Annotated in this window: 20 protein-coding genes and 3 tRNA genes; 14 read left to right on the top strand and 9 right to left on the bottom strand. The window is 60.0% G+C overall.

What is annotated here, in order from left to right; translation table 11 throughout:
* Window positions 1–385 precede the first annotated feature (385 nt).
* From U1H99_RS03610 to U1H99_RS03560, 11 genes are all read left to right on the top strand, one after another.
* Window positions 386–910 carry a glycine zipper 2TM domain-containing protein gene (locus tag U1H99_RS03610; protein ID WP_323140393.1) on the top strand — a complete coding sequence of 175 codons (525 nt, stop codon included), beginning with the start codon at window positions 386–388 and terminating at the stop codon, window positions 908–910.
* Window positions 911–1,006: 96 nt separating this feature from the next.
* On the top strand, window positions 1,007–1,786 hold the full coding sequence (locus U1H99_RS03605) for a fused MFS/spermidine synthase (RefSeq protein WP_323140392.1): 780 nt from the start codon (window positions 1,007–1,009) through the stop codon (window positions 1,784–1,786).
* A 23-nt stretch (window positions 1,787–1,809) separates the two neighbouring features.
* On the top strand, window positions 1,810–3,609 hold the full coding sequence (gene tfpB, locus U1H99_RS03600; protein ID WP_323140391.1) for a type IV pilus assembly ATPase TfpB: 1,800 nt from the start codon (window positions 1,810–1,812) through the stop codon (window positions 3,607–3,609).
* A 54-nt stretch (window positions 3,610–3,663) separates the two neighbouring features.
* Window positions 3,664–3,739, top strand: a tRNA-Lys gene (locus tag U1H99_RS03595).
* A gap of 281 nt (window positions 3,740–4,020) precedes the next feature.
* On the top strand, window positions 4,021–4,662 hold the full coding sequence (locus tag U1H99_RS03590; RefSeq protein ID WP_323140390.1) for a PEP-CTERM sorting domain-containing protein: 642 nt from the start codon (window positions 4,021–4,023) through the stop codon (window positions 4,660–4,662).
* A 44-nt stretch (window positions 4,663–4,706) separates the two neighbouring features.
* A tRNA-Lys gene (locus U1H99_RS03585) sits at window positions 4,707–4,782 on the top strand.
* Window positions 4,783–5,084: 302 nt separating this feature from the next.
* Entirely contained in the window at window positions 5,085–7,700 is a 2,616-nt protein-coding gene (locus U1H99_RS03580; RefSeq protein ID WP_323140389.1) for a type VI secretion system Vgr family protein, read from the top strand.
* A gap of 20 nt (window positions 7,701–7,720) precedes the next feature.
* Entirely contained in the window at window positions 7,721–8,644 is a 924-nt protein-coding gene (locus U1H99_RS03575) for a 3D domain-containing protein (RefSeq protein ID WP_323140388.1), read from the top strand.
* Window positions 8,641–9,123 carry a hypothetical protein gene (locus U1H99_RS03570; protein ID WP_323140387.1) on the top strand — a complete coding sequence of 161 codons (483 nt, stop codon included), beginning with the start codon at window positions 8,641–8,643 and terminating at the stop codon, window positions 9,121–9,123. The genes U1H99_RS03575 and U1H99_RS03570 overlap by 4 nt, the downstream gene beginning before the upstream one ends.
* 176 nt (window positions 9,124–9,299) lie before the next feature.
* Window positions 9,300–9,554, top strand: a complete 255-nt coding sequence (locus U1H99_RS03565) for a PAAR domain-containing protein (protein ID WP_323140386.1) — start codon at window positions 9,300–9,302, stop codon at window positions 9,552–9,554.
* A 451-nt stretch (window positions 9,555–10,005) separates the two neighbouring features.
* Entirely contained in the window at window positions 10,006–10,317 is a 312-nt protein-coding gene (locus U1H99_RS03560; RefSeq protein ID WP_323140385.1) for a hypothetical protein, read from the top strand.
* A 304-nt stretch (window positions 10,318–10,621) separates the two neighbouring features.
* Here U1H99_RS03560 and U1H99_RS03555 read toward each other — a convergent pair whose 3' ends face one another.
* The 5 genes from U1H99_RS03555 to U1H99_RS03535 all read right to left on the bottom strand — a co-directional run bounded on the left by U1H99_RS03555 (window position 10,622) and on the right by U1H99_RS03535 (window position 15,070).
* Window positions 10,622–11,719: an ABC transporter substrate-binding protein gene (locus U1H99_RS03555; protein WP_323140384.1), complete on the bottom strand. Its 1,098-nt coding sequence runs from the start codon at window positions 11,717–11,719 to the stop codon at window positions 10,622–10,624.
* A gap of 207 nt (window positions 11,720–11,926) precedes the next feature.
* Window positions 11,927–12,355 carry a hypothetical protein gene (locus U1H99_RS03550; RefSeq protein WP_323140383.1) on the bottom strand — a complete coding sequence of 143 codons (429 nt, stop codon included), beginning with the start codon at window positions 12,353–12,355 and terminating at the stop codon, window positions 11,927–11,929.
* Window positions 12,356–12,610: 255 nt separating this feature from the next.
* Entirely contained in the window at window positions 12,611–13,510 is a 900-nt protein-coding gene (locus tag U1H99_RS03545) for a DUF2145 domain-containing protein (RefSeq protein WP_323140382.1), read from the bottom strand.
* Window positions 13,510–13,968 carry a hypothetical protein gene (locus U1H99_RS03540; protein ID WP_141832330.1) on the bottom strand — a complete coding sequence of 153 codons (459 nt, stop codon included), beginning with the start codon at window positions 13,966–13,968 and terminating at the stop codon, window positions 13,510–13,512. Before U1H99_RS03540 ends, U1H99_RS03545 begins: the two co-directional genes overlap by 1 nt.
* 139 nt (window positions 13,969–14,107) lie before the next feature.
* The gene (locus tag U1H99_RS03535; protein ID WP_323140381.1) at window positions 14,108–15,070 is read right to left on the bottom strand and encodes a sensor domain-containing diguanylate cyclase; all 963 of its coding nucleotides are present in this window, start codon (window positions 15,068–15,070) and stop codon (window positions 14,108–14,110) included.
* A 148-nt stretch (window positions 15,071–15,218) separates the two neighbouring features.
* Between U1H99_RS03535 and U1H99_RS03530 the strand changes: the two genes are divergently transcribed.
* The 3 genes from U1H99_RS03530 to U1H99_RS03520 all read left to right on the top strand — a co-directional run bounded on the left by U1H99_RS03530 (window position 15,219) and on the right by U1H99_RS03520 (window position 17,342).
* Window positions 15,219–15,294: transfer RNA gene (locus tag U1H99_RS03530), tRNA-Lys, on the top strand.
* Window positions 15,295–15,383: 89 nt separating this feature from the next.
* Complete coding sequence (locus U1H99_RS03525) at window positions 15,384–15,992, top strand: IMPACT family protein (RefSeq protein ID WP_323140380.1); 609 nt, start codon at window positions 15,384–15,386, stop codon at window positions 15,990–15,992.
* Window positions 15,993–16,160: 168 nt separating this feature from the next.
* Window positions 16,161–17,342, top strand: a complete 1,182-nt coding sequence (locus U1H99_RS03520; protein ID WP_323140379.1) for an MFS transporter — start codon at window positions 16,161–16,163, stop codon at window positions 17,340–17,342.
* A 3-nt stretch (window positions 17,343–17,345) separates the two neighbouring features.
* On the opposite strand, the gene U1H99_RS03515 is transcribed toward U1H99_RS03520, so the two are convergent.
* The 4 genes from U1H99_RS03515 to U1H99_RS03500 form a co-directional block, all read right to left on the bottom strand.
* The gene (locus U1H99_RS03515) at window positions 17,346–18,392 is read right to left on the bottom strand and encodes an SDR family oxidoreductase (protein WP_323140378.1); all 1,047 of its coding nucleotides are present in this window, start codon (window positions 18,390–18,392) and stop codon (window positions 17,346–17,348) included.
* A gap of 115 nt (window positions 18,393–18,507) precedes the next feature.
* Window positions 18,508–19,344, bottom strand: coding sequence for an HDOD domain-containing protein (locus U1H99_RS03510; RefSeq protein WP_323140377.1), 837 nt, complete (start codon window positions 19,342–19,344; stop codon window positions 18,508–18,510).
* A 127-nt stretch (window positions 19,345–19,471) separates the two neighbouring features.
* Window positions 19,472–20,464 (bottom strand): BON domain-containing protein, encoded by a 993-nt coding sequence (locus U1H99_RS03505; RefSeq protein WP_323140376.1) that lies wholly within the window; start codon window positions 20,462–20,464, stop codon window positions 19,472–19,474.
* A 111-nt stretch (window positions 20,465–20,575) separates the two neighbouring features.
* The gene (locus U1H99_RS03500; protein WP_323140375.1) at window positions 20,576–21,268 is read right to left on the bottom strand and encodes an NUDIX hydrolase; all 693 of its coding nucleotides are present in this window, start codon (window positions 21,266–21,268) and stop codon (window positions 20,576–20,578) included.
* Between the last annotated feature and the right edge of the window lie 106 nt (window positions 21,269–21,374).

Below are 21,374 nucleotides of genomic sequence, written 5' to 3'. Positions count from 1 at the left end.
CAGTCCGGCCTTGCTGCTGCAAGCGCGCGTGGTTTCCTGTGGAAGCGTCGGGCTTGTTCGCTTTCTCCTGGTCTCGTTTCCACGCGCCAATAAAACCCTAAGTCACGTAAGGGTAACGTTTTGTATTAACTGAATCAACCCGAATATGGCCGAGCATGCCCGGATTTGTGAAAAAAGGCCGGTTTTTACACTGATTGATGGTGCATTTACACACATTCCTAGCATGTAGCTCTTATCCGCAAGTGCATACCTGCTGTTACATTTTGTTGCCACGCGGATCAACTACAGGGCCGCCGTGGCGCTACCATTCAGTTGTGGGCAGTCTCCTTTTACAGATAACCGAAATCCAAGCGCAGTACCCAAGCGTCATTAGACGAGGTAAATAATGAACTTCAAAGCCAAACTGATTCTCTCTGCCCTGGGCGTGTGCGCCCTGCCGCTGGCCCAGGCCCAGTCCGGCGATTTCGAAGATTTCGGCCGCGTCACGCGCGTCCAGCCGCGTGTCGAGCAAGTCCGTACCCCGCGCCAGGAATGCCGCACCGACTACGTGCAGAGCCAGGTGCAGCCGCAGCGCAGCCAGGGCGGCTCGGTGGTGGGCGGTATCGCCGGCGCCCTGCTGGGCAGCCAGGTCGGCAGCGGCAACGGTAAAGTCGCCGCGGCAGCCGCCGGTGCGATCGCCGGCGCCATGGTCGGCGACCGCGTCGACAACGACGGCCGTAACTACGCGCCGCAAACCCAGGAACAGGCCGTGCGCCAGTGCCGTACCGTCGACGCCATCGAGCAGCGCACCAACGGCTACGAAGTGACCTACGACTACCGCGGCCACAGTTACACCACCGTGATGCCGCGCGATCCGGGCAACCGCATCCGTCTGCGCGTCTCGGTCGAGCCGGACCGTTATCAGAACTAAACTTCCGTCGGATCACGGAAAGCATGGCCTTTCCGCCTGCCCTTGCAATCGGGAAGGCCGTGACTTGATAATAGGATGTTCCTTTTAGGTCATCCTATGCTCATCAAACGCAAATCCATCGAACAGGCCGAATCCTCGCGCCGTCCTTCGCGCAAGCCCAAGTTCGCTCCCGTCACCCTGTCCGAACAGGACGGTGTGCGCTATCTCCATTTCGGTACCGAATGGGTGCAAGGCGCTATGCGCATCCGCAAACCCGACTGGCCGGAACTCGAGTATGCGCAGCAGATGATGGCCTGGATGCTGTTCATCGAGCAGCCGCAGGCGATTGCCCAGCTCGGCCTCGGCGCCGCCACCCTCACCAAGGCCTGCTACCGCCAGTTTCCCGAAGCAACCGTAACCGCAGTCGAACTGAATCCGGCCGTGGTCGCCATCTGCAACACGATGTTCAAGCTGCCGCCCGAAGACGAGCGCCTGCAGGTGCTGGAAATGGACGCCATGGATTTCGTGCTCGATGAAGCCAATCACGGCGCCTTTGACGTGCTGCAATGCGACCTCTATGACGCCACCGCACGCGGCCCGGTGCTCGACACCCCTGAGTTTTATCAAGCATGCAACGCCTGCCTGAGCGAGCACGGCGTCATGACCGTCAACCTGTTCGGCGACCATCCGAGCTTCAACAAGAACATCAAGGCCATGCGCTTCGCCTTCGACCACGTGATTTGCCTGCCGGAAGTCCACGAAGGCAACGTTGTCGCGCTGTGCTTCCGTACCAAGCCGGACCTCGATCCGGCCCGCCTGGCGGCGCGCGCGGCGCAGATCGTGGCCGCCACCAAGTTGCCGGCCAAATCCTGGGTCAAGGGCATCCTGAACGCCTGACCTTCATCCCACCGCGAGCGTCCATGAGCACTGCCGCCCCAGCCCGAACCAAACCGATGCCGAAGGCACTCGACCTGCAAACCCTGTTTTCGTGGCTGCTGGCCGACGGTATCGTCGAGAAATCGACGGTCAAGCCGCATTACGCGCAGGCGCAAGGCATCCTGAAGAGTGCGGCGGACTCGATGCACCCGCTTACCGCCATCGCGCAATGCAAGATCGTCTCGGCAAAGGCGCCGCATAAACTGCTGACCCTGGACCTGCTCAGTGAATGGTGCGCCGGCAAGGTCGGCCTGCCCTTCCTGCGCATCGATCCCCTGAAAATCGATTTCACCAAGGTGGCCGACGTGATGTCGGCCAGCTATGCGGCGCGCTTCAACATCCTGCCGGTGGAACTCAAGGGCGACACGCTGGTCGTGGCCACCGCCGATCCCTTCCATACCGAGTGGCAGGACGAGATCGCGCGGATTTCGCGGCGCCGCATCGAGCTGGTGATCGCGAATCCGCTCGACATCGCGCAATACATTTCGCAATTCTTCAGCCTGGCGAAGTCGATCCGCGACGCCAACAAATCGAGCGGCCAGGACCTGGCCCTGCGCAACAACTTCGAGCAACTGGTCGAGCTGGGCAAGCTGAACAAGCAAGTCGACGCCAACGACCAGCACATCGTCAACATCGTCGACTGGCTGTGGGGCTACGCCTTCGAGCAGCGCGCCTCGGACATCCACCTAGAACCGAAGCGTGAATTCGGCGTCATCCGCTTTCGCATCGACGGCGTGCTGCACCAGGTCTACCAGGTGCCGGCCGTGGTGATGATCGCGATGACGGCGCGCATCAAGCTGCTCGGGCGCATGGACGTGATCGAAAAGCGCCGGCCGCAGGATGGCCGCATCAAGACCCGCACCCATACCGGCCAGGAAGTCGAACTGCGCCTGTCGACGCTGCCGACCGCGTTCGGCGAAAAGCTGGTGATGCGTATCTTCGACCCGGAAGTGGTCGTGAAAACCTTGCCGGAACTCGGCTTCCCGCCCGACGACGCCGCGCGCTGGGATGCGCTTACGAAACGTCCGCACGGCATCATCCTGGTGACGGGACCGACCGGCTCGGGCAAGACCACGACCCTCTACACCACCCTGAAGGCACTCGCCACCAGCGAAGTCAACGTCTGCACTGTGGAAGATCCGATCGAGATGGTCGAAGCGGCGTTCAACCAGATGCAGGTGCAGCCGGGCATCGATTTGTCGTTTGCGGATGGCGTGCGCGCGCTGATGCGCCAGGACCCGGACATCATCATGGTCGGCGAGATCCGCGACCTGGAAACGGCCGAGATGGCGATCCAGGCCGCGCTGACCGGCCACCTGGTGCTGTCGACCCTGCACACCAACGACGCGCCGTCGGCCGTGATGCGCCTGCTGGAACTGGGCGTGCCCTATTACCTGCTCGAAGCGACCCTGATCGGCATCATGGCGCAGCGCCTGGTGCGCACCCTATGCGCGCACTGCAAGTCGCCGGACGGCGAGCTCAATGACGACGTCTGGCACAGCATCGGCGGCGCCTGGAACATCCCGAAGCCAGCGACGGTGTACCGTCCGATCGGCTGTCCGGAATGCCGCCAGACCGGCTACCGCGGCCGTACCGGCCTGTACGAACTGCTGAGCGTGAGCGAAGCGTTTGCGCGGCGTATCCAGGAAGAAACCGACCTGGCTGCGCTGCGCCAGCAGAGCGTGGAGGACGGCATGAAGCCGCTGCGCATTGCCGGGGCGTTCAAGGTGGCCGAGGGTGTGACGACGGCGGAGGAAGTGTTGAAGGCTACGGTAGCGCACTAACTTACGCACCTCTAGCGTAAATCAAAACGAGCCGCTATAATGCGTGCCTTCTTCGGGTCGTTAGCTCAGCTGGTAGAGCAGCGGACTTTTAATCCGTTGGTCGCAGGTTCGAATCCCGCACGGCCTACCAAAGAATTCTAGTAGTTGTTAGAAACAAAAACGCCAGGCATCTGCCTGGCGTTTTTGTTTGGCGATCATTAAAGCCCACGCATTCCGGTGCGTGGGCTTTTTTCTGCCAGGAACTAACTTTTCTGTCGGATTCTTTTACATTTAGGAAACAAAGTTCGTCTCCGTAAATACAAGGCCTTGATTTAACTAAGAATTACAAACTGGTCCGTTTCTTGCTAAATATCAAGCAAGCGCTGGCCGCAGGGCTGCGCGAGTCACCATAATCCAAAACTAGGGAAAACCATGAAATTCTCCAAGATTGCGCGCAGCTTCCTTGCAGGTGCCACTGCCCTGCTGTTTCTTGCCCCCGCAGCCCAGGCTGCGGTGGTTTCCGTCAGCTTTGCCAATTCGCCGGTCGTAGTTCCGAACAACATTGACGGCGTCTATTTTAATTTCGTCACCGGCCAACGCAGCACCACGGAATTTGCCGGCTACGACTTCAATCCTTACAACAACAATAGCGGCCTCACCTTCTATGGCGCTGCCTCGCCTTCGGGCATCCTCGCCACCGGCACGCCCGGCACCACGGCGCAAGCCCGCGTGCTACAGTTCGGCGACCTGATCTCCGCCGCCGGCCAGTACAACCAGTTCCAGACCCGGGGTGACAACTTCGACGTCACCGGCCAGGAATACGTCGGCCTGCGCTTCCTGAACGAATCGACCGGCATCCTGAACTACGGCTGGGCACTGATGAGCACGACCGCCGGCAACGGCTTCCCGGCCTCCGTGCTTGGCTACGGCTATGAAAACACCGGCCTGTCGATCACCGCCGGCCAGACCGCCGCGGTCGTGCCGCCGCCGGCAGCCGTGCCGGAACCGGCCTCGATCGCCCTCTTCGGCCTGGCGCTGGGCGCCATGAGCCTCCTGCGCCGTCGTCAGTCTTAATCCTTGCGCCGCCCGGGGCTGCCAGCTATAATGCCGGCCTCTTCGGGTCGTTAGCTCAGCTGGTAGAGCAGCGGACTTTTAATCCGTTGGTCGCAGGTTCGAATCCCGCACGGCCTACCAAAGAATTTGCAGCATCAAATAAAGGCGTTACGAGTGATCGTGACGCCTTTTTTTGTTTCTGCAGTACATCTCCCCCTTACCCTATTTACCTTGGCTAATGCGTGCAGCATGCCGTCTGCTTGTGTTGTATTGCCGTCTGCTCAGACTCTGCGCGTTGCATTCCCATTGGCAAGTTGCGTTCAATCAAGTGCTTTCCTGATCTGCTCTTGAATAATTACAAGGTCTGACCTCAGCAGGCAGCCGAGCGCGTAGCCAAACGCATCGATCTTTCACGCAGAGCGTATTCAAATTCAGGAAGGCGCATGACCGATTCTCGCCGCTCCATTCACGATTTCGTTTACGGCAGGCAGTTCAACCGTATCCTACGCCTGTCTTTCCCTGACAATGATGCGCCGACTGCCCAATTCGTCGTTAACAAAATCGATGCAACCGAAAGCTTATCCAAGGACTTTGAGTTCACCGTCGAATTGCTGTCCGACACAGCCAGCGTCGCGCTCAAGGAAATGCAAGGCAAGCTGCTCAATATCGGTTTGGTGCGCAAGGATGGCAGCCTTCGCTATTTTTCTGGGTATGTGTTCAGCTTCCGCCGCCGTCATTCAGATGGTGGCATCACTTTCTACGAAGCCAAACTCGGCCCTTGGCTGAAATTTCTCAGTCTACGCAAGGATAACTACTTATTCCATAACAGGACTCTGCGCGAACAGACTGAAATCATTTTCCGGGACTATGGGATTTACCCTCAGTGGGATTGGTACGTGACGGGTAACGATCCTGTCATGACCGATGCCTGCCAGTTTGACGAAACAGACTTTAACTACCTGAGTCGTCGTTGGGAGTCTGCAGGTTGGTATTACTGGTACGAACACGATGCTGCTGGACACAAACTCATCGTAAGCAGCGATTCCACACAAGCTCCGGCGCTGGACGGTGGCGCGGAAGTGCGTTTTCATGGAGAAGGCGGTGCCCTGGAAGAAGACGCTATTGATCGCTGGTCACCTGTACGACAGACCATGCCTGCCAGCGTTGCTTTGAACGGTTTCAACTTCAAGGATCCCAGACCGTCGAGTGTTACCCTTCCTACCTTGAACCAGCAGGGCACCGTGCCGGAGACTGAGTGCTACGAATACACCGGAGCTTATGGTTTCAAAAGTTTCCAGGATGGCGATGCTCAGTCTCGAATCAGGATGGAAGAAATCGAAGCCATCGCCAAGCACATCGAGGCGGAAGGTAATAACCGTTTCCTGATGCCGGGCCGCTGGTTCCAGCTGGTCGACCACTTCAATCATGGTGTTTATGGCCGAAGCAGCGATGCTGGTAAGGACCACTTCGTAATCCTGTCGGTCCGCCACATTGCCACCAACAATTATCTGCAGGAAGAGGATGAGAAAATCCTCTATCGCAACTGGTTGACCTGCACCCGCAAGAATGTTCCCTGGAGACCAGGTCGCAACTTCAATAGCACGGATACCAAAATCCTTGCGCCTCAAACTGCCATCGTCGTCGGCCCTTCTGGTCCGGACAGCATCCATACCGATGAATACGGCCGGGTGCGGGTGCAGTTTCATTGGGACCGGGAAGGCGACAACGATGAACGCAGCTCGACCTGGATACGGGTATCGAGTGCTTGGGCCGGGGCGGAACTTGGCGCCGCAGCGATTCCAAGAGTGGGAACTGAAGTCATTGTTCAATGGCTGGGTGGATGCCCTGACCGTCCGATTATCACGGGAGCGGTATTCAATGAGCGCAATATGCCGCCATGGTCTGTGCCAACACAACATGCGTTGACTGGATTTCGAAGCCGGGAATTAACGCCTAATGGCGGCAATGCCCCCGCTGGGCGGAGCAATCACGTGATCCTCGACGACACGAGCGGACAGATTCAAGCGCAGCTCAAGAGTGATCATCTGCATAGCCAGCTCTCGCTCGGGTATATCACGCGAATCGAAGATAACCGTGGGCGAACAGATGCGCGAGGAGAAGGCTGGGAACTGCGAACCGACGGGCATGGGGTACTGCGCTCGGCCAAAGGTATGCTCGTCACAACAGAGCGGCGCGATCGCGGCGAGTCGCACATTACCGACATGAAGGAAACGCTTCAGCGATTCGACGACGCTCATCAATTACATCAAAAACAGGCAAAAGAAGCCATCGATCAACAAGCCCAAGAATGGGGACACCAAGACTATGTGGCCGATACGCTGCATCGACTCAATCAGAGTGTAGCAGGTACGTCAGGAAAATTCCCTGAGTTGTCCGCTCCCCATTTAGTTCTTGCGAGTGCTGCAGGACTATCGACTTCAACAAATCAGTCCACTCACTTATCAAGTGATGAACATATAGCTCTAACAGCCAAACAGGACGTATCAATTGCCTCTGGAGAAAGTCTCTTCGCAAGCGTAGCTCAAACCTTGCGACTATTCGCCAAAAATGCTGGGATGAAACTGCTCGCAGCAGCCGGTAAGGTCTCAATTGTGGCCAAACAAGATGAGATAGAAATTATCGCAGCGAAGGTTCTCACACTTTTAAGTGAAACCAACTGGATTGAGCTGAAAGGAAAAAAGGGTATCCGCTTACATGGTGCAGGGTCTATGCTGGAGATTAGCGACAAAGTTCAGTTTTTTACTGCATCCCCAACGTTGTTTCATGGAAACCCTGAAACCCTTGCCCCTGCGCCCAAACCTTTTTCATCGAACCAGCTTTCCTCACTAAATTCATCTTTACTAGTACATGAACAGGTGTTTGACGAACAATTTCAAATTACAGGATCTGATGGAAAAACACCACTCATTAATTGCCGATATCGCATTGTTGCCGATGATGGACAGACTTGGGAAGGACGAAGCGACGACCACGGCCTGACGCAACGTGTAGTTACACGATCCAGCGTAAAGCTGTCACTTCTGCTTCTTCCAGACTAATTTTATCAAGGGAGAAACACATGTCTGAAGTACTTGTCGGCCAGGCGCTTACAAACCCAGTTCCCAACTCTATCACTACCGTAAAAATAGATGAATATATTTGCGTTCTAAAGATAGAACAAAACAGCTTCGGAGATTTCTTGCCAATAATCCCTACAGCTGCACGCACCGAGCGCAATAAAGTCCTTTACCAACTAAAGCTCAGAGCGAAACTGACGCGCCACACCGACGGAAAACCCGTAGCCGACTATAAGCTGAAAATTCAGTCCAGTAGGACTAGTGATCAAATAGAAGTCAACGGCAATACAAACAAAGATGGAGAAGCCACATTCACCCTCAGTACGCGTGAAGCCGGCGAGCTTGAATTAATTGCAAATTCAGCAGGAATTACAATCGCAAGTTTCCCTGTGAAATTACGTGAAGCATGGTATGAATCACCATTCCTTATTACAGGTTACAACATCTGCAAGGAGGATGACTTCTCTGGCGACTTAGTGGATGGAAATGGCCTTAACGAAAAACATAAGGACGATTTTCTTTATAGCGCAACTGGGGTAGCTATGCAAGGAACCGGCATAGCCACGGACAGCAAATATATTCGAATAGTCAATAAGCCAGGCTGGAAAAAGAACAGCAAGGGGAATCCTGAACGATTGGAAATGCCGGAGAGTGCCATCTTTGCATATGCCACCGGATTTCACGGAAAGTTTGCGGATATTACGGAAAATCATTCTATTGCAGTAGATGTCCGAATAATTCCAAAAAAGGCCAAAGTGGAGATAGATGGGGTAGGCCTGAGAATAGCGGACGACACTGGCGGAGGAATAAAACTCTATCACATAGACAATTTTCTTGGGTCGGGAAAGGCAGTAGTAAAAGCTTGGCTGAAGGGCGGAGTAAATGGAACAAATCGCCGCATAAAATATCTTGGGGTGGACGAATGAAAATATTTCGCTATATTTTCCCGCTGGTTCTATTAATAGCATCTACTAACGTAGAAGCCGAAATTTTAAGACGGGTTTACCTCGACAAAAAAAATAACGTACATGTAGTAAACGCATCGGGGCACGATCTTCAAATCACAAAAACAGAAGATGCAACATCTTTAAAGCTCGCCCCCAACAACGAAACAGTGGCCTGGCTCGTGATGAATAAATGGATTGCCGAAGGCGATAACCAGCCACAGTCAGAAGAATTAAAAATTTATCAAAATAAGCAAACGAGATCCATAAAGTGTTCACTATTCATTCGAGACTTCTGGTTTTGGCTTAATGGAGGCCAAATTGCCATCGACTGTGGTGGAAGACATTTTGCAGGCTGGGAAATTCTTTATGATGCAAAATCACTAAAGAAAATCACGAGCTTCGACCAAGATCAGGTACCACTGGAGAACCGCCCTGAGTGGTCGCGCGGAGACGAATAAAACACTTTCCCAAAGAATTTCTCGTAACAAATGACCAAGCACCCCCGATTCTCAAAAAAATATATTTTTTATGAATCATATGAAAATGAACTGGGTTTTTCCAGTCAATATTTCCTGCACTCACAACCATTATTGGTTTTTGAGTAGAACCCTAACTTGCGCATAGAGAAACCAAAATGGTGCATGAAGGACGAGGCGTTGTTCGATTAAATGATAAGACCGATCACGGCGGGCAGGTTATTTCTGTTTCATCGGGAACTATTGTCCTAGGCATGGAGGCCGCCTTTGAGGACGATATGACGTTTTGTCCAAAGTGCAAAGGGAACTTTCCCATCAAGCCAGACGGCGCTGGGGCCAAGCATATGGGACGCCCCTACGCATACGACAGTGATCTGACTGCTTGTGGCGCAAAACTGATCTCTTCAATTTGACTGTTGCAAGCAAACCCTGTAGTGGCAATCCTTGGCAAAACGCCCCCATCACGCGAATCTGGAAACGAGCGCCTCTGGTGGCTTCCCTTCTCGCCTTAGGCATGCCATGTCTGGTAAATGCGAGTACATGTTTCGGCACTGTCGGCAACGGACGGCTTTCCGACGGTGTCCAGTTGCCGCCGCAAGGCGACAATTTCGTTGCATACAGCCCGGCAGGCGTTGAGTTGGGCAGAACTTACGTGCACAACCTCGTGCGCGCAGCTGTGTTGGGCGTGTACGCGAACGTTACAAAAAAACTATGCCTGATAAGACATATGTTTACGGTGAAACCGGATTCGCACGCGGAGGCACAATACGGCCCCACTGTACGCATCAGGCGGGCCTCTCCGTCGACTTTATGGTGCCAGTCTTGAATGACGCGAATCGCTCAGTACCGTTGCCGTCGACGCCCATGAACAAGTTTGGTTACAGCCTCGAGTTTGACGAGCAGGGCCGCATCCCTGGCTTTCGCATAGACTTTGATGCGATGGCCGAACATCTGTACAAAATTTCAATAGCGGCTCATCAGCATGGCCTTACCATTGAACGCGTCATTTTCGATCGAGGCCTGATGGACAGGTTGTTCAGCAACAGTCGGCACGGCGAAGAGTTGCGCCATACTATGCCCTTCATGAGAAAGGTCCCCTGGATCCGGCATGATGAGCATTATCATATCGACTTCGGAACTTCATGCCGGCCGCATGGCGAATATTACTTCAAATAATTGATCGCCGTTATCACGATAGGTGAGCAGGACATAGTCGAGCACAGTCAGTGTGACGTATTTGTGACGTGAAACGCATCAACTACCGACCGTTCCCCTTGGGTGAGATTGACCGATGAGCTTGGCAAGCTCTGCAAGTCATTGATTAACAAAGATTTTCTACCCTGACCCAGCGGACTTTTAATCCGTTGGTTGCAGGTTCGAATCCCGCACGGCCTACCAAAGAATTCGGCAGTACAGTAAGTGCACAAACAAAAACGCCAACCTCCGGGTTGGCGTTTTTGTTTTAACTTGCACCTTCCTATTAATATTGGATCCGCCCACTCCGCGTAATGATGCTGAGATCGACATAATTCGACCCATTGTGATTCCCAGGTGCGAACTTCACCGTATAACCGCCCAGGTTATACGTCCCCATCGTCTCCAGCGCATGGATAAAATTCTTGCGCGTCGGCTCGCCCTTCACGTGGCGCAACCCCTCGACGAAGACCTTGGCCGCAATGAAGCCTTCCAGGCTGGCATAGTCGGCTTCGCGGCCTGGCTTGTTCAGGTACAGCTTGCGGTATTCCTTCACGATGCTCAGCGTCTCGTCCAGGGGCGAGGGCATCACCTGCGAGATCATGACGCCGCTCGCTTCCGGTCCCAGCTCATCGGCCAGCGCGCGGCTGCCGACGAAGGACACGTTCCAGAAAAACGGCACATGATCGTTATTCTTCCGCATCGCGCGGATGAAGGCGGCGCTCGATTTGTAGGCCGAGATCATAACGACGGCGCGCGGCTGCGCGGCCTTCAGCTTGGCCACGGCTGCGGCAACATCGACGCTGTTGCGCTCAACGGCGGCGGTGGCCAGCACCTCGAGATTGCGCTTCTTCAGTGCCTGCGTCACGCCGTCCAGCCCGGACTTGCCGTAGGCATCGTTCTGGTACAGCACGGCGACTTTCTTGACGCCCATGGCTTCGAGGTGCTCGACGATCTTTTCCGTCTCTTCCATGTAGCCGTTGCGGATATTGAAGACGTTTTTGTTGGATGGCGTGCGAAAGGACTCGGCGCCGGTCATCGGTGCAAAGAACGGCACACCGCTCTTCTCCACCCAGGCCTGGGCGGCGTTCGAGGTCGGCGTACCGACGTAGCCGAACAGGGCGAACACGCGTTCCTTGTCCACCAGGCTTGCCGTATTCGGGCCGGCGCGTGCCGGGTCGTAGCCGTCGTCCAGCGTCGTCAGGACGATCTGCCGGCCGCCCACGCCACCGGCCGCATTGATTGCATCGAAATACGCGAGCGCACCGTCGCGCATGGCGGTGCCGAGTGCCGACGCCGGGCCGGACAAGGCGGCGGACTGGCCCAGCAGGATGCGGTTCTCGGTGACGCCGTTATCGGCGAGGACGCTGCCAGCCCCGAGCAAAAGAGCGAGACCAGCACACATCTTTGTAAAATGTTTTGAAAGCACTGTCGAAACCTCTTGGGTAAGGCTTTCTATATTACCCAAGTCCTATTTACCAAAAGCAATATTTTGTATCACAGGGCGGATTTGTGCGTTTTCACCACAATCATAAAAAAAGCAAACGCCAGGCATGGCCCGGCGTTTTGGTTGGCGACTTCTCCCTGCCGCTCAGCGCTGCGCCAGCCTTGCCGTCGCCGTCACCACGACGGTTTGTGCGCTCCGCATATCCGGCACATAACTCATCAGCATGTCTTCGCCACCTGGGCCACGATTGAATTCCATCCACACATTGCCGTCACGCGTGGCATACCGGTTCTGCGACACGGCAACCAGACGCATCGGATGCTGCTTGTCGATCTGGGCGACGATGCCGTCCCTGGCCGGGTCGACTTTCATGTGCCAGCCGTTCGACATCGCATAGGCACCGCTGATGAACTCGGCTTCATAGTCCCAGAACTGGAAGGGCTGGGGCGGCGCCGTCACCTGCACCCGGGACGTCTGCTCGGGGTCGGTCATTGGGTACGCCTGGGTCTGGGCGCCGGCATGCGATGCCAGCAGCAACAGCGAGGCGGGAAGCATCAGGAACATTGAACGCATGATCACTCCTTCGCGAAACAAGATGGGCGATCGGCCGGCGATGCGCTGCAGCCTGTGCACTGCCGGCCCTCCGGATGCCGCAATCCTGGCCGATGCCAGGAGCGGTGAACCCATTCTAGGGCGGCCTGCCCGCGTCGCAAGGCATTCGATCCGGGTATCACGAAACGGTCTGAGTGCGCGGGAATCCAGATCGATGCGAAATGTTACTCAACGGGCGATACATATGCGGATTTGCGTATCGCGATGGTGGCCGCCTCAGGGCGCCAGCGCAATCACCTCGTCGCCCGCCATCGGCGTGCAATCTGCACCCAGCTGTTCCCAGCCGCGGTGCACGACGATGCGCGACCGGTCGTGGCACAGTTCTACCCGCTGCGTGCCCGGTGCGCGACTGTGCACGAAATCCTCGATCGAGGCCGGCACGCTTACTTGCAGCGACAGCGCATGGATGTCGTCGAGCGGATGGTCGCCCACGTGCACCAGCGGCACGAACTGGCCGGCAAACATCATCCAGTGCGACGGCACCTTGATCGGACCGGCGCGATAGCCCTGCTCGCGTAGCCAGGCCTGGGCATGCTCGCGGGTGCTGTCATGGGTGTCGAAGCCGCCCCAGGCGCTGGCGAGCAGTTCCGCCACCCACTGGTTGCAGTTCTGGTAGCGGGTACTGAAGGCATAGGCGTTGGCGCTGTACTGGCCGGCCAGCAGGGTCAATGCGAGCCGCTTGTCGCGCGCCGCCTGTTCCAGCAGCGCGCTGTCTTCGTCGGGCAGGAACAACAGCGAAATATGACCACCCTGAGGGGCATCGGCGCCGAGCGCGAAGCCGGCCATGCCCTGGTCGAACAGGCGCGGGCGCGACTCGTCGCAGGCGTAGTAGAGCTGGCGCACCGCCCACGGGCCGTTGGCATTTTCCTTGAGGGCGATGCCGGCGTGCGAATACAGCAGGCTGAAGCGGCTGAGGTCGAGGCCGGCGCGCGAGATTAGGGCGACGCGGGCGCCGGAGTGTTCCAGCGCCTGCTTGGCCACCGCCGCGAACTGCAGGACGCGGTCCTGGTCCTCGGCGTTGATGTTGTTCGAGCGATCACAGAATGTCGGGATGCCGGCCCAGGCACCGGCGCTCGCACACAGAGCCAGCGCGGCCAGTAGCAGCCGCGCGAACATCAGATCGTGACCTGGCGCGAACCGAGTTCCTGGTACCAGTCGTCCTGCAGGGCCAGGAAGAACGGGCGCTGGGTGTCGGCGTGGGCGAATTCGTAGCCGTAGGTGCGCACGTTGACCTGCACCAGTTCGCCGTTGACGACGCGGCGTTCGGCCAGGGCGCGGTCCGGCACGTCCAGCTGGAACGCCTGGGCGCCGGTCAGCGCCTGCAGGGTCATGCGGGTGCTGCCGTCCTTGCCCGGCGTCTGGGCGACGTCGATGACCCGGTACTGGCCGGCAGCCACACGCTTGTCGTTGTTCGAGCTGTTGCTCGAGCCGCCGATCGAATCGGACACGCTGCCCGACGATGCCGAGCCGGCGCTGGAGGCCGACGAGGCGACGCTGTCGGCGCGGGCAGGCACGGCGCAGGCGGCGACGAGGGTGGCGGCGCACATCGTGCGTGAGATGAGCGAGATGGTCATGCTGGTCTTTCGTTGTCGTGCAGAATGACTCTTATAGTACAAGCGACGGCGGCGACTGAAAAGGCGACCGTCTTAAGCCAAGCTTATATCGGCCCATATGCGCTCTGGATTCAGCTCAAGTGTTGTTTATGCGTCATGTTCAATAAGCCGGGGTGTGAACCACTACCCGGTTGCGCCCTTCCCGCTTGGCCACGTACAAGGCCTTGTCGGCCGCCGCGATCAAGGCCGCCGGCGTGTTCAACTTGTCGCGGTCACAGGCGGCGACGCCGATGCTCAGCGTGACCATCGGCCAGTGTGCCGCCGGGGCATGCGCCAGGGCCAGCGCCATCACGTGGTCGCGGATGGCATTCGCGTGGTACTCGGCCTGGTCGAGTCCGGTGTCGGGCAGGATCGCGGCGAACTCTTCCCCGCCGTAGCGGGCGGCGACGTCGGCCGGGCGCTTGAGCCTGGCGGCGAGTGCCTGCGCCACGGTGGCCAGGCAGGTGTCGCCCTGCTGGTGGCCGAAGTGGTCGTTGTAGGCCTTGAAGGAATCGATGTCGATGAGCAGCAGCGACAGTTGCCCGTCGAGGCGCTGGGCACGCCGCAGTTCGCGCTCGAGGGCGACGTCGAAGTAGCGGCGGTTGGCGATGCCGGTCAGGCCGTCGACATAGGAACGGGCGCGCAGCGATTCGGCATGGTCGAGCAGGCGTTTTTCGCGCTCCATCGTATTGCTGACGTCGCGGATCTCGATCAGGCAGAAGCGCGCGCCGTCTTCGCTGAACGGCGTGACCGTCACCGCCTGCTCGATGCGCGGACCGTCGAAGCTGCCGGCTTCGCGCAGCGGAAACGGGGTGCGGTTGTCGGCCATGGGAACGGCGCCGCCCTGGCCCTGGGTGAGCGCGGCCAGCACCGCGGCTTCCACGCGCGAGCCGCGCAGTTCCGGGAATACCGCGAACAGCGGCTGCGCCTGCACCCGCGCCGCCGCACGTCCGCAACGCGGCGTCATCCAGCCGTTCCACAAGGCGATGCGCTGGTCGGCATCCAGCACAATCAAGCCGCTGTCGACGAGATTGAGGGTACGGGCGGCGAGGTCGCCGGCGAAGTCGGGAGTGGTACGGATCACGGCGCTTTCTTGTCTGGCAATCGATCGATCATACCGGAACTCAACGGCTCACTACGACAAACATTTGCCTACTACCGCAAACACTTGTTGATTGCCTACACGAAAGTACTTGGCCGGACAGGAGGCACCCGCTATAATGCCGCCTGTCGGGTCGTTAGCTCAGCTGGTAGAGCAGCGGACTTTTAATCCGTTGGTCGCAGGTTCGAATCCCGCACGGCCTACCACGAACAAGCAGTAAAAAGTATCGAACGAGAACGCCAACCTTCGGGTTGGCGTTCTCGTTTCTGCTTTCCAAAATCCTGATCGCAGCGCCATGCCGCAAACCATCCTCGCCCCCGTCGACCACGAACTGGTCATCAAGAAAAGCCGCTTCCTCGCCTGCGTGCAGCCGATGCCGGACCGGGCCGGCGCGCAAAAGATCGTGGCCAGCCTGCGTGCCGCGCATCCGGGCGCCGCCCACGTGTGCTGGGCGTTGCTGGCCGGCGGGCAGTCGGCGGCGGTCGACGATGGCGAACCAAGCGGCACCGCGGGCCGGCCGATGCTGGACGTGCTGCGCCACCAGGACCTGGAAGGCGTGCTGGCGACGGTGGTGCGCTACTTCGGCGGCGTCAAGCTCGGTGCGGGCGGACTGGTGCGGGCATATACCGACAGCGTCGCCCAGGCGCTGCTGGGTGCGCATAAGGTTGCCATCGTGCGCCTGCGCCAGCTGAGCTGCCAGGTGCCCTACCCGCTCGAGGGTCTGCTCAGGCGCGAACTGGACCTGGCCGGCGCCACGCTCGACGCCGTCAGCCACCTCGATGCGGTCGGCTTTACCTTCTCGCTGCCGCAGGACAAGGCCGATGCGCTGGTTGCGCGCCTGAACGAAGCCGGCAACGGCCGCGTCGTCTGGCTTGGCGAACCCGACCTTCCTGCGCAGCATTGAGCCGCCGCCAGCAGACTCAGCCTGTTATCGCTATCATTCACGCACATACCGGACATCACGACTCAAAAGCGGACTGACCGCGCACGAGCCGCTATAGTGACCGGTCTCATGCTCGCGCACGCGTCGCTCATCAGTACGCGAGCCCAAAACTATCTCAAAGAACAATACATGATCAAGAAGAGCCTGGCCCCCCTGGCCCTCGGCGGTTTCGGCATTGGCCTGACGGAATTCGTCATGATGGGCATCCTGCCCGATATCGCCACCGGCCTCCAGATTTCGATCCCGCAAGCGGGTTACCTGATTTCGGCCTATGCGGTCGGCGTCGTGGTCGGTGCGCCGACGCTGGTGACGATGCTGGGCCACCGTCCACCGCGCAGCGTGCTGATCTGGTTCATGCTGATGTTCATGGTGTTCAACGCCCTGTCCGCGTGCGCCCCGAACTTCCATACCATGCTGCTGTTCCGCTTCCTGGCCGGCCTGCCGCACGGCGCCTTCTTCGGCGTCGGTGCCGTCGTGGCGACGCGCCTGGCGGACAAGGGCAAGGAAGCGGCGGCGCTGGCCAGCATGTTTTCCGGGCTGACGCTGGCCAACGTGTTCGGCGTGCCGGTCGGCACCTGGCTCGGCCATAACATGAGCTGGCGCATCGTGTTCCTGGTCGTGGCTGCGATCGGCCTGGCGACCATGATCATGCTGCACAAGCTGGTGCCCTATTTCGAAGGCAAGAAAGGGGCCGGCCTGGTGCAGGACCTCAAGATCTTCCGCAATCCCAAGCTGTGGCTGGCCCTGGGCATCACCTCGATCGGTACCGGCGGCCTGTTCGCCTGGCTCAGCTACATCGCGCCGCTGCTGACCGAGGTCACCCACTTCCACCCCGACGCGATCCCGCTGGTCATGACCGTGGTCGGCGTCGGCATGACGGTCGGCGTGAATATCGGCGGCCGGCTGGCCGACCGCGTGGCGCCGCTGCGCGCGATCCTGCTCCTGCTGATCTCGATGGCCGCGCTGCTGGGCCTGAACGCGGTGCTGGCCTGGTCGCAGCCGGCGATGGTGGTGCTGGCCTTTTTGGTCGGCGCCAACGCGCTGGCAATGGGGCCGCCGATCCAGATGCTCTTGATCGAGCATTCGCGCGAAGCCGAGATGCTCGGCTCCTCGCTCGGGCAGTCGGGCTTCAATATCGGCAACGCGACCGGCGCCTTCCTGGGCGGTATCCCGCTGACGCTGGGCTACTCGTTCGTGTCGCCGCAGTGGGTGGCGGCCAGCCTGGCGCTGTGCGGCGTGGCGCTGGCGGCCTGGATGCTGATGCATGGCCGCCAGGGCACCACGCTGGTGCCCTCGGCCCAGAACCGCTGACGCTTACGGCAGGTAACCCTGGCCGCGCAGGCTGTCCAGCGCGGCCAGGATGACGGCCTCGTTCTCCACCGCTTCCGTAAAGCCGGCGCGGCGGATCTTGCCCATGTCCGAGATCATGTCGAACTCGGTATTGAAAATGAAGTCGCCGAAGGGCCAGGCGACCAGCTTCTCATAGGGCACCGTCTTCAGGCCGCGCTTGTCGGCCAGGCGTTGCCAGGCGGCGGCCTGGGACGGCATCTGGCGCGCCAGCGAGAACGGCTGCGGCGCGGCGACGTCGATGCCGAAGTCCTGCGCCACCGCTTTCCAGATGCGCTCCCAGCGGAATGGTTCCCCGACCAGGTTGAAGGCTTCGTTCTTCGCCTTCGGATCGAGCGCGGCCCAGACGCTGGCGCGCGCCATCCAGCCGGCGTCGGTGATCTGCGCCAGTACCCCGTTATAGGTCTTGTGCGAGCCCGGGAAGCGCAGCGGCACGCCGGCTTCGCGGCTCAGCGCCGCAAACACACCCATCACCATCACGATGTTCATCGGGTTGCCGACGATGTCGCCGACCACCACGTCCGGACGCAGGATGCTCCAGTCGAATTCGCCGGCGGCGGCGCGTTCGCGCAGCAGGTCTTCCTGGGCATAGTAGAAATTCGGACCCAGGTGGCGCGGGTCGTCCTCGTAGAACGGCGCCAGCGACGGACCCAGGTGCACGCCGTACACCTTGGCGCCCTGGTAGTGCACCACGCGCTGCAGCGGCGCGCCGACCGCCTTCAGGCCGTCCAGCAGGTTGCGCAGCATGCCGCCGTTGATCGCTTCCTCGTCGGCCAGGTCCTTGCCGCCCTTCAGGGCCGCGTAGAAAACGTGGGTGGTGTCGCGCGCGGCTTCGAGGGCCTTGGCGGTGGCGACAGCATCGGTGAGGTCGGCCTGGATGGTCTCGACGCCGTCGATGAACGTGCGCGGGAGGGCGCGCACCTGCCAGTCGGGATTGTCCTTGAGTTCGCGGACTACGGCGTTGCCGATGATGCCGCTGGCGCCCACGACCAGGGCACTGTACTTCGTTGTCATTTCGATGCCTTGCGAAGGATGGAAAGCCGCAAGGATACCGCCTGCTCGCAAACTACGTCGTCTCTGCCCGCATAGCGTCGTCCCCGCGCAGGCAGGGACGACGTTTTACGCTAACTCACGCCAGCAGCGCCTGCCCCATCGCCCGGCTGATCTCGGCCGCTTCCTCGATGATGGCGTGCAGCGTGGCCTCGTCCACCAGGTAGTCGAGCGCGCTGTCGCCGTGCTCGGGCAGCGGCGCCGGCGGGCGGCCGAGCGGCGATGGGACCGTGGCGTACAGGTTGGCCAGCAGCAGGGTGTCGAGCAGCGAGGCGGGCGGCATGTGCAGCCAGGCGTCGCGCAGCTGGAACATGACCTCGGCTACGGGTTCCGGCAGGGCCAGGCGGCGCGCCACTTCGCGCGTCAGCACGTCTTCGCACAGCTCGGCCCAGCGTTCCGGGTCCTGCTCGAGCAGGCCGGGAAACTCGTCGGCGCGCGACAGCAGGTAGAAGCCGCCGACTTCGTGCACGATGCCGGCGAACATGGCGGTGTCCGGGTTGACGAAGGTGACGCGGCGCGCGAACACCTGCGCCAGCGCCGCCACCTGCGCCGTATGCTCCCACAGCTGCGTGCATTTGGCGCGCAGGCCGGGATCCTTGATGCGGCTGCCGAACTGGCGCACCACCAGGCTGGCCACCAGCATCTGCAGGTTGCGGTAGCCGACGCGCGTGAGGGCCGCGCGGACGTTGGTGATGGGGGCGCCGCCGGCATTGAAGGCGGAGGTATTGGCCAGCGCCACGGTGCGCGCGGCCAGCTGCGGTTCGGCCAGCACCAGGCGGATCGCCTCCTCGAGGTGGCAATCCGGGTCGTTCAGGGCCTGCTGCAGGCGCAGCACGGCATTCACGCTGGTGGGAAAGGACAGCTCGCCGCGCGCAGCCTGGGCGGCGATGATCCCAAAGGTTTCGATCTTGTTCACGGCGGCGATTATAAAGTAGAAGGGCGTAGGCCCGCCTAATCTATCTTCAAGCCAATTCCTGGAGCAAAAAAAAGCGGCCGGTGACAACCGGCCGCAATGGGCAATCGAACCCGATCCGGCCTGCCGTTTATTTCACCTGGATCGCGCTCTTCACGTTGCTGACGCCATCGATACCCTTGGCTACCTTGACCGCCTTGTCGGCCTCGGACTTCGAATTGACGAAGCCGCTCAGCATGACCACGCCCTTCTCGGTCTCGACGTGGATGCCCAGCGATTCCAGGTCCGGCTCCTTGACCAGGCCGGCCTTGACCTTGGTGGTGATGGCGGTGTCGGCCAGCGCGACGCGGGTCTTCGCGGTCGCATCCTTGGTCTTGTCGGCCGCCTCGGCGGTGGCGTCCTTGGTCTTGTCGGCGGCGGCCTGGGCCACTTCCTTGGTCTTGTCAGCAGCTGTCGCGGCCACGGCCTTCGTTTTCTCAGTCGCGGTGGCGGCAGCCTCGCGCGTCTTTGCAGCGGCGTCCGCGGTGGCATCGCGCGCCTTGTCGCCGGCGTTGTCGGCGGCATTCGCGGTGCGATTGGCGGCGGCGGCAGCCTCTTCGCGCACGGCCGACGGCTTGGTCTCGATCACGCAGGCGGTTTTGTTGTCGCCGGCGGCTTGCGCGCACTTGTCGATGGCGGCGGCAGTGGCGATAGGGGCGCCGGTGGCGGCCGGGCTGCTGCGGCCGGCCTTGGCGTCGGCCAGGGCAGCGGTGTGCACCGACTTGGCGTTATTCATGCAATCGTCTTTTTCGGCGCCGCTCTTGCCGTCGCAGCGTGCCTTGGCCAGCGTGAACTCGGCCTCCGCCAGGTTGGTGCGCGCCTTTTCGCGGCTGGCCGGGGAGTTGCTGTATTTGGCCAGGGCCTTGGCTTCGGTCTGGGTACGCGCCAGCTTGGCTTCGGCGACGCAGACGTCCTTGCCGTTGCCGCTCATGGTGTCGCATTTGGCGATTGCGTCCCGGTAGTCGGCAGCAGCCTTCTGGGTGGCGTTGCGGTAGGTGGCCGGGTCGTGGTTCAAAGCGAAAGTCGGCGCGGCGAAGCTGGCGCCCGCGGCCGTCGCAAGAAGGGTCGCAATCAGGAGTTTCATGGTCGATATCCCTTGGATCGGTTATTGTGATACAGGGATTAGACGCCCAACCAGCCCCGGCTTCTGTGCGGCACCGTACGGTTGTCTAAAAAACCACTTTTCTTCTAGTCATCATTCTTCCTTGACCAAGCCTTCGCGCCAGAGCGGCAGGGCATCGTCGAAGGGCCGGGCGGCCTCGCCGAAGCGGCTGCCGTCCTGCGCCAGCGCCACCCAGGTACGGGTATCGTGCCCGTTGCGCGCCACCGGCTGGTCGTGGCGCAGGCGCGCCAGCCAGGCATGCACGCGCGCATAATCGTGCGGGTGGCTGTGGCGGGTCCAGGCCAGCGCCACCAGGTCGGCATAGGCTTCTTCGCGGCGGGTCTCGCGCATTGCTTTCGAGGCCGCCAGCATGGCCGGGTCGAGCGCCCTTTCTTCGCCGACTTCGACGAAGCCGGCCGGCAGCGCATGCCAGGCGCCCTGCGCGTAGCGCCAGCAATGGCCGAGCTCGTGCGCGGCCATCGCCTCGATCAGTTCGCCCTGGGCCGCCTGCGGCACGCCGGCCAGCTGGGCTTCGGCGCCGGCATTCCCGCGCAGCGACAGCACCAGCTTGCAGCGGCCGCCCGCGAAGCCCATCGCCATCGGCACGTCATTCGGCCGCGCCTGCGGCTGGACGATGATGTCGATCGGCAGCGCCAGGCTGCGGGCATATTGAAGGACGGGAAAGGCAGCACCCAGCCAGCGCGTTTCCAGCGCAGTCAGGTCGGCGGCGGTGGCCGCCTTGGATAGCGCCCACAGGGCCGTGGCGGCAAACAAGGCTTTGAACATGGAGGCTTATCCGGGGATAGATGAAATGCCTATCGGCAATTCTATCTCCAGGAAAAGCCCCCTGTGCAGGAATAATTTGCTGCCTGTCTAAAACAGCAAAGATAAC

This window comes from Massilia phyllosphaerae (assembly GCF_034659755.1).
GTDB lineage: Bacteria > Pseudomonadota > Gammaproteobacteria > Burkholderiales > Burkholderiaceae_D > Telluria > Telluria phyllosphaerae.
Note: the sequence above shows the minus strand (reverse complement) of the source record. Positions and strands in the feature narration are given on the sequence as shown.

Coding starts and splice junctions, on each gene's coding strand:
- U1H99_RS03610 (WP_323140393.1), top strand. CDS start 386: ATGAACTTCAAAGCCAAACTGATTCTCTCTGCCCTGGGCGTGTGCGCC.
- U1H99_RS03605 (WP_323140392.1), top strand. CDS start 1,007: ATGCTCATCAAACGCAAATCCATCGAACAGGCCGAATCCTCGCGCCGT.
- tfpB (WP_323140391.1), top strand. CDS start 1,810: ATGAGCACTGCCGCCCCAGCCCGAACCAAACCGATGCCGAAGGCACTC.
- U1H99_RS03590 (WP_323140390.1), top strand. CDS start 4,021: ATGAAATTCTCCAAGATTGCGCGCAGCTTCCTTGCAGGTGCCACTGCC.
- U1H99_RS03580 (WP_323140389.1), top strand. CDS start 5,085: ATGACCGATTCTCGCCGCTCCATTCACGATTTCGTTTACGGCAGGCAG.
- U1H99_RS03575 (WP_323140388.1), top strand. CDS start 7,721: ATGTCTGAAGTACTTGTCGGCCAGGCGCTTACAAACCCAGTTCCCAAC.
- U1H99_RS03570 (WP_323140387.1), top strand. CDS start 8,641: ATGAAAATATTTCGCTATATTTTCCCGCTGGTTCTATTAATAGCATCT.
- U1H99_RS03565 (WP_323140386.1), top strand. CDS start 9,300: ATGGTGCATGAAGGACGAGGCGTTGTTCGATTAAATGATAAGACCGAT.
- U1H99_RS03560 (WP_323140385.1), top strand. CDS start 10,006: ATGAACAAGTTTGGTTACAGCCTCGAGTTTGACGAGCAGGGCCGCATC.
- U1H99_RS03550 (WP_323140383.1), bottom strand. CDS start 12,355: ATGCGTTCAATGTTCCTGATGCTTCCCGCCTCGCTGTTGCTGCTGGCA.
- U1H99_RS03545 (WP_323140382.1), bottom strand. CDS start 13,510: ATGTTCGCGCGGCTGCTACTGGCCGCGCTGGCTCTGTGTGCGAGCGCC.
- U1H99_RS03540 (WP_141832330.1), bottom strand. CDS start 13,968: ATGACCATCTCGCTCATCTCACGCACGATGTGCGCCGCCACCCTCGTC.
- U1H99_RS03525 (WP_323140380.1), top strand. CDS start 15,384: ATGCCGCAAACCATCCTCGCCCCCGTCGACCACGAACTGGTCATCAAG.
- U1H99_RS03520 (WP_323140379.1), top strand. CDS start 16,161: ATGATCAAGAAGAGCCTGGCCCCCCTGGCCCTCGGCGGTTTCGGCATT.
- U1H99_RS03515 (WP_323140378.1), bottom strand. CDS start 18,392: ATGACAACGAAGTACAGTGCCCTGGTCGTGGGCGCCAGCGGCATCATC.
- U1H99_RS03505 (WP_323140376.1), bottom strand. CDS start 20,464: ATGAAACTCCTGATTGCGACCCTTCTTGCGACGGCCGCGGGCGCCAGC.
- U1H99_RS03500 (WP_323140375.1), bottom strand. CDS start 21,268: ATGTTCAAAGCCTTGTTTGCCGCCACGGCCCTGTGGGCGCTATCCAAG.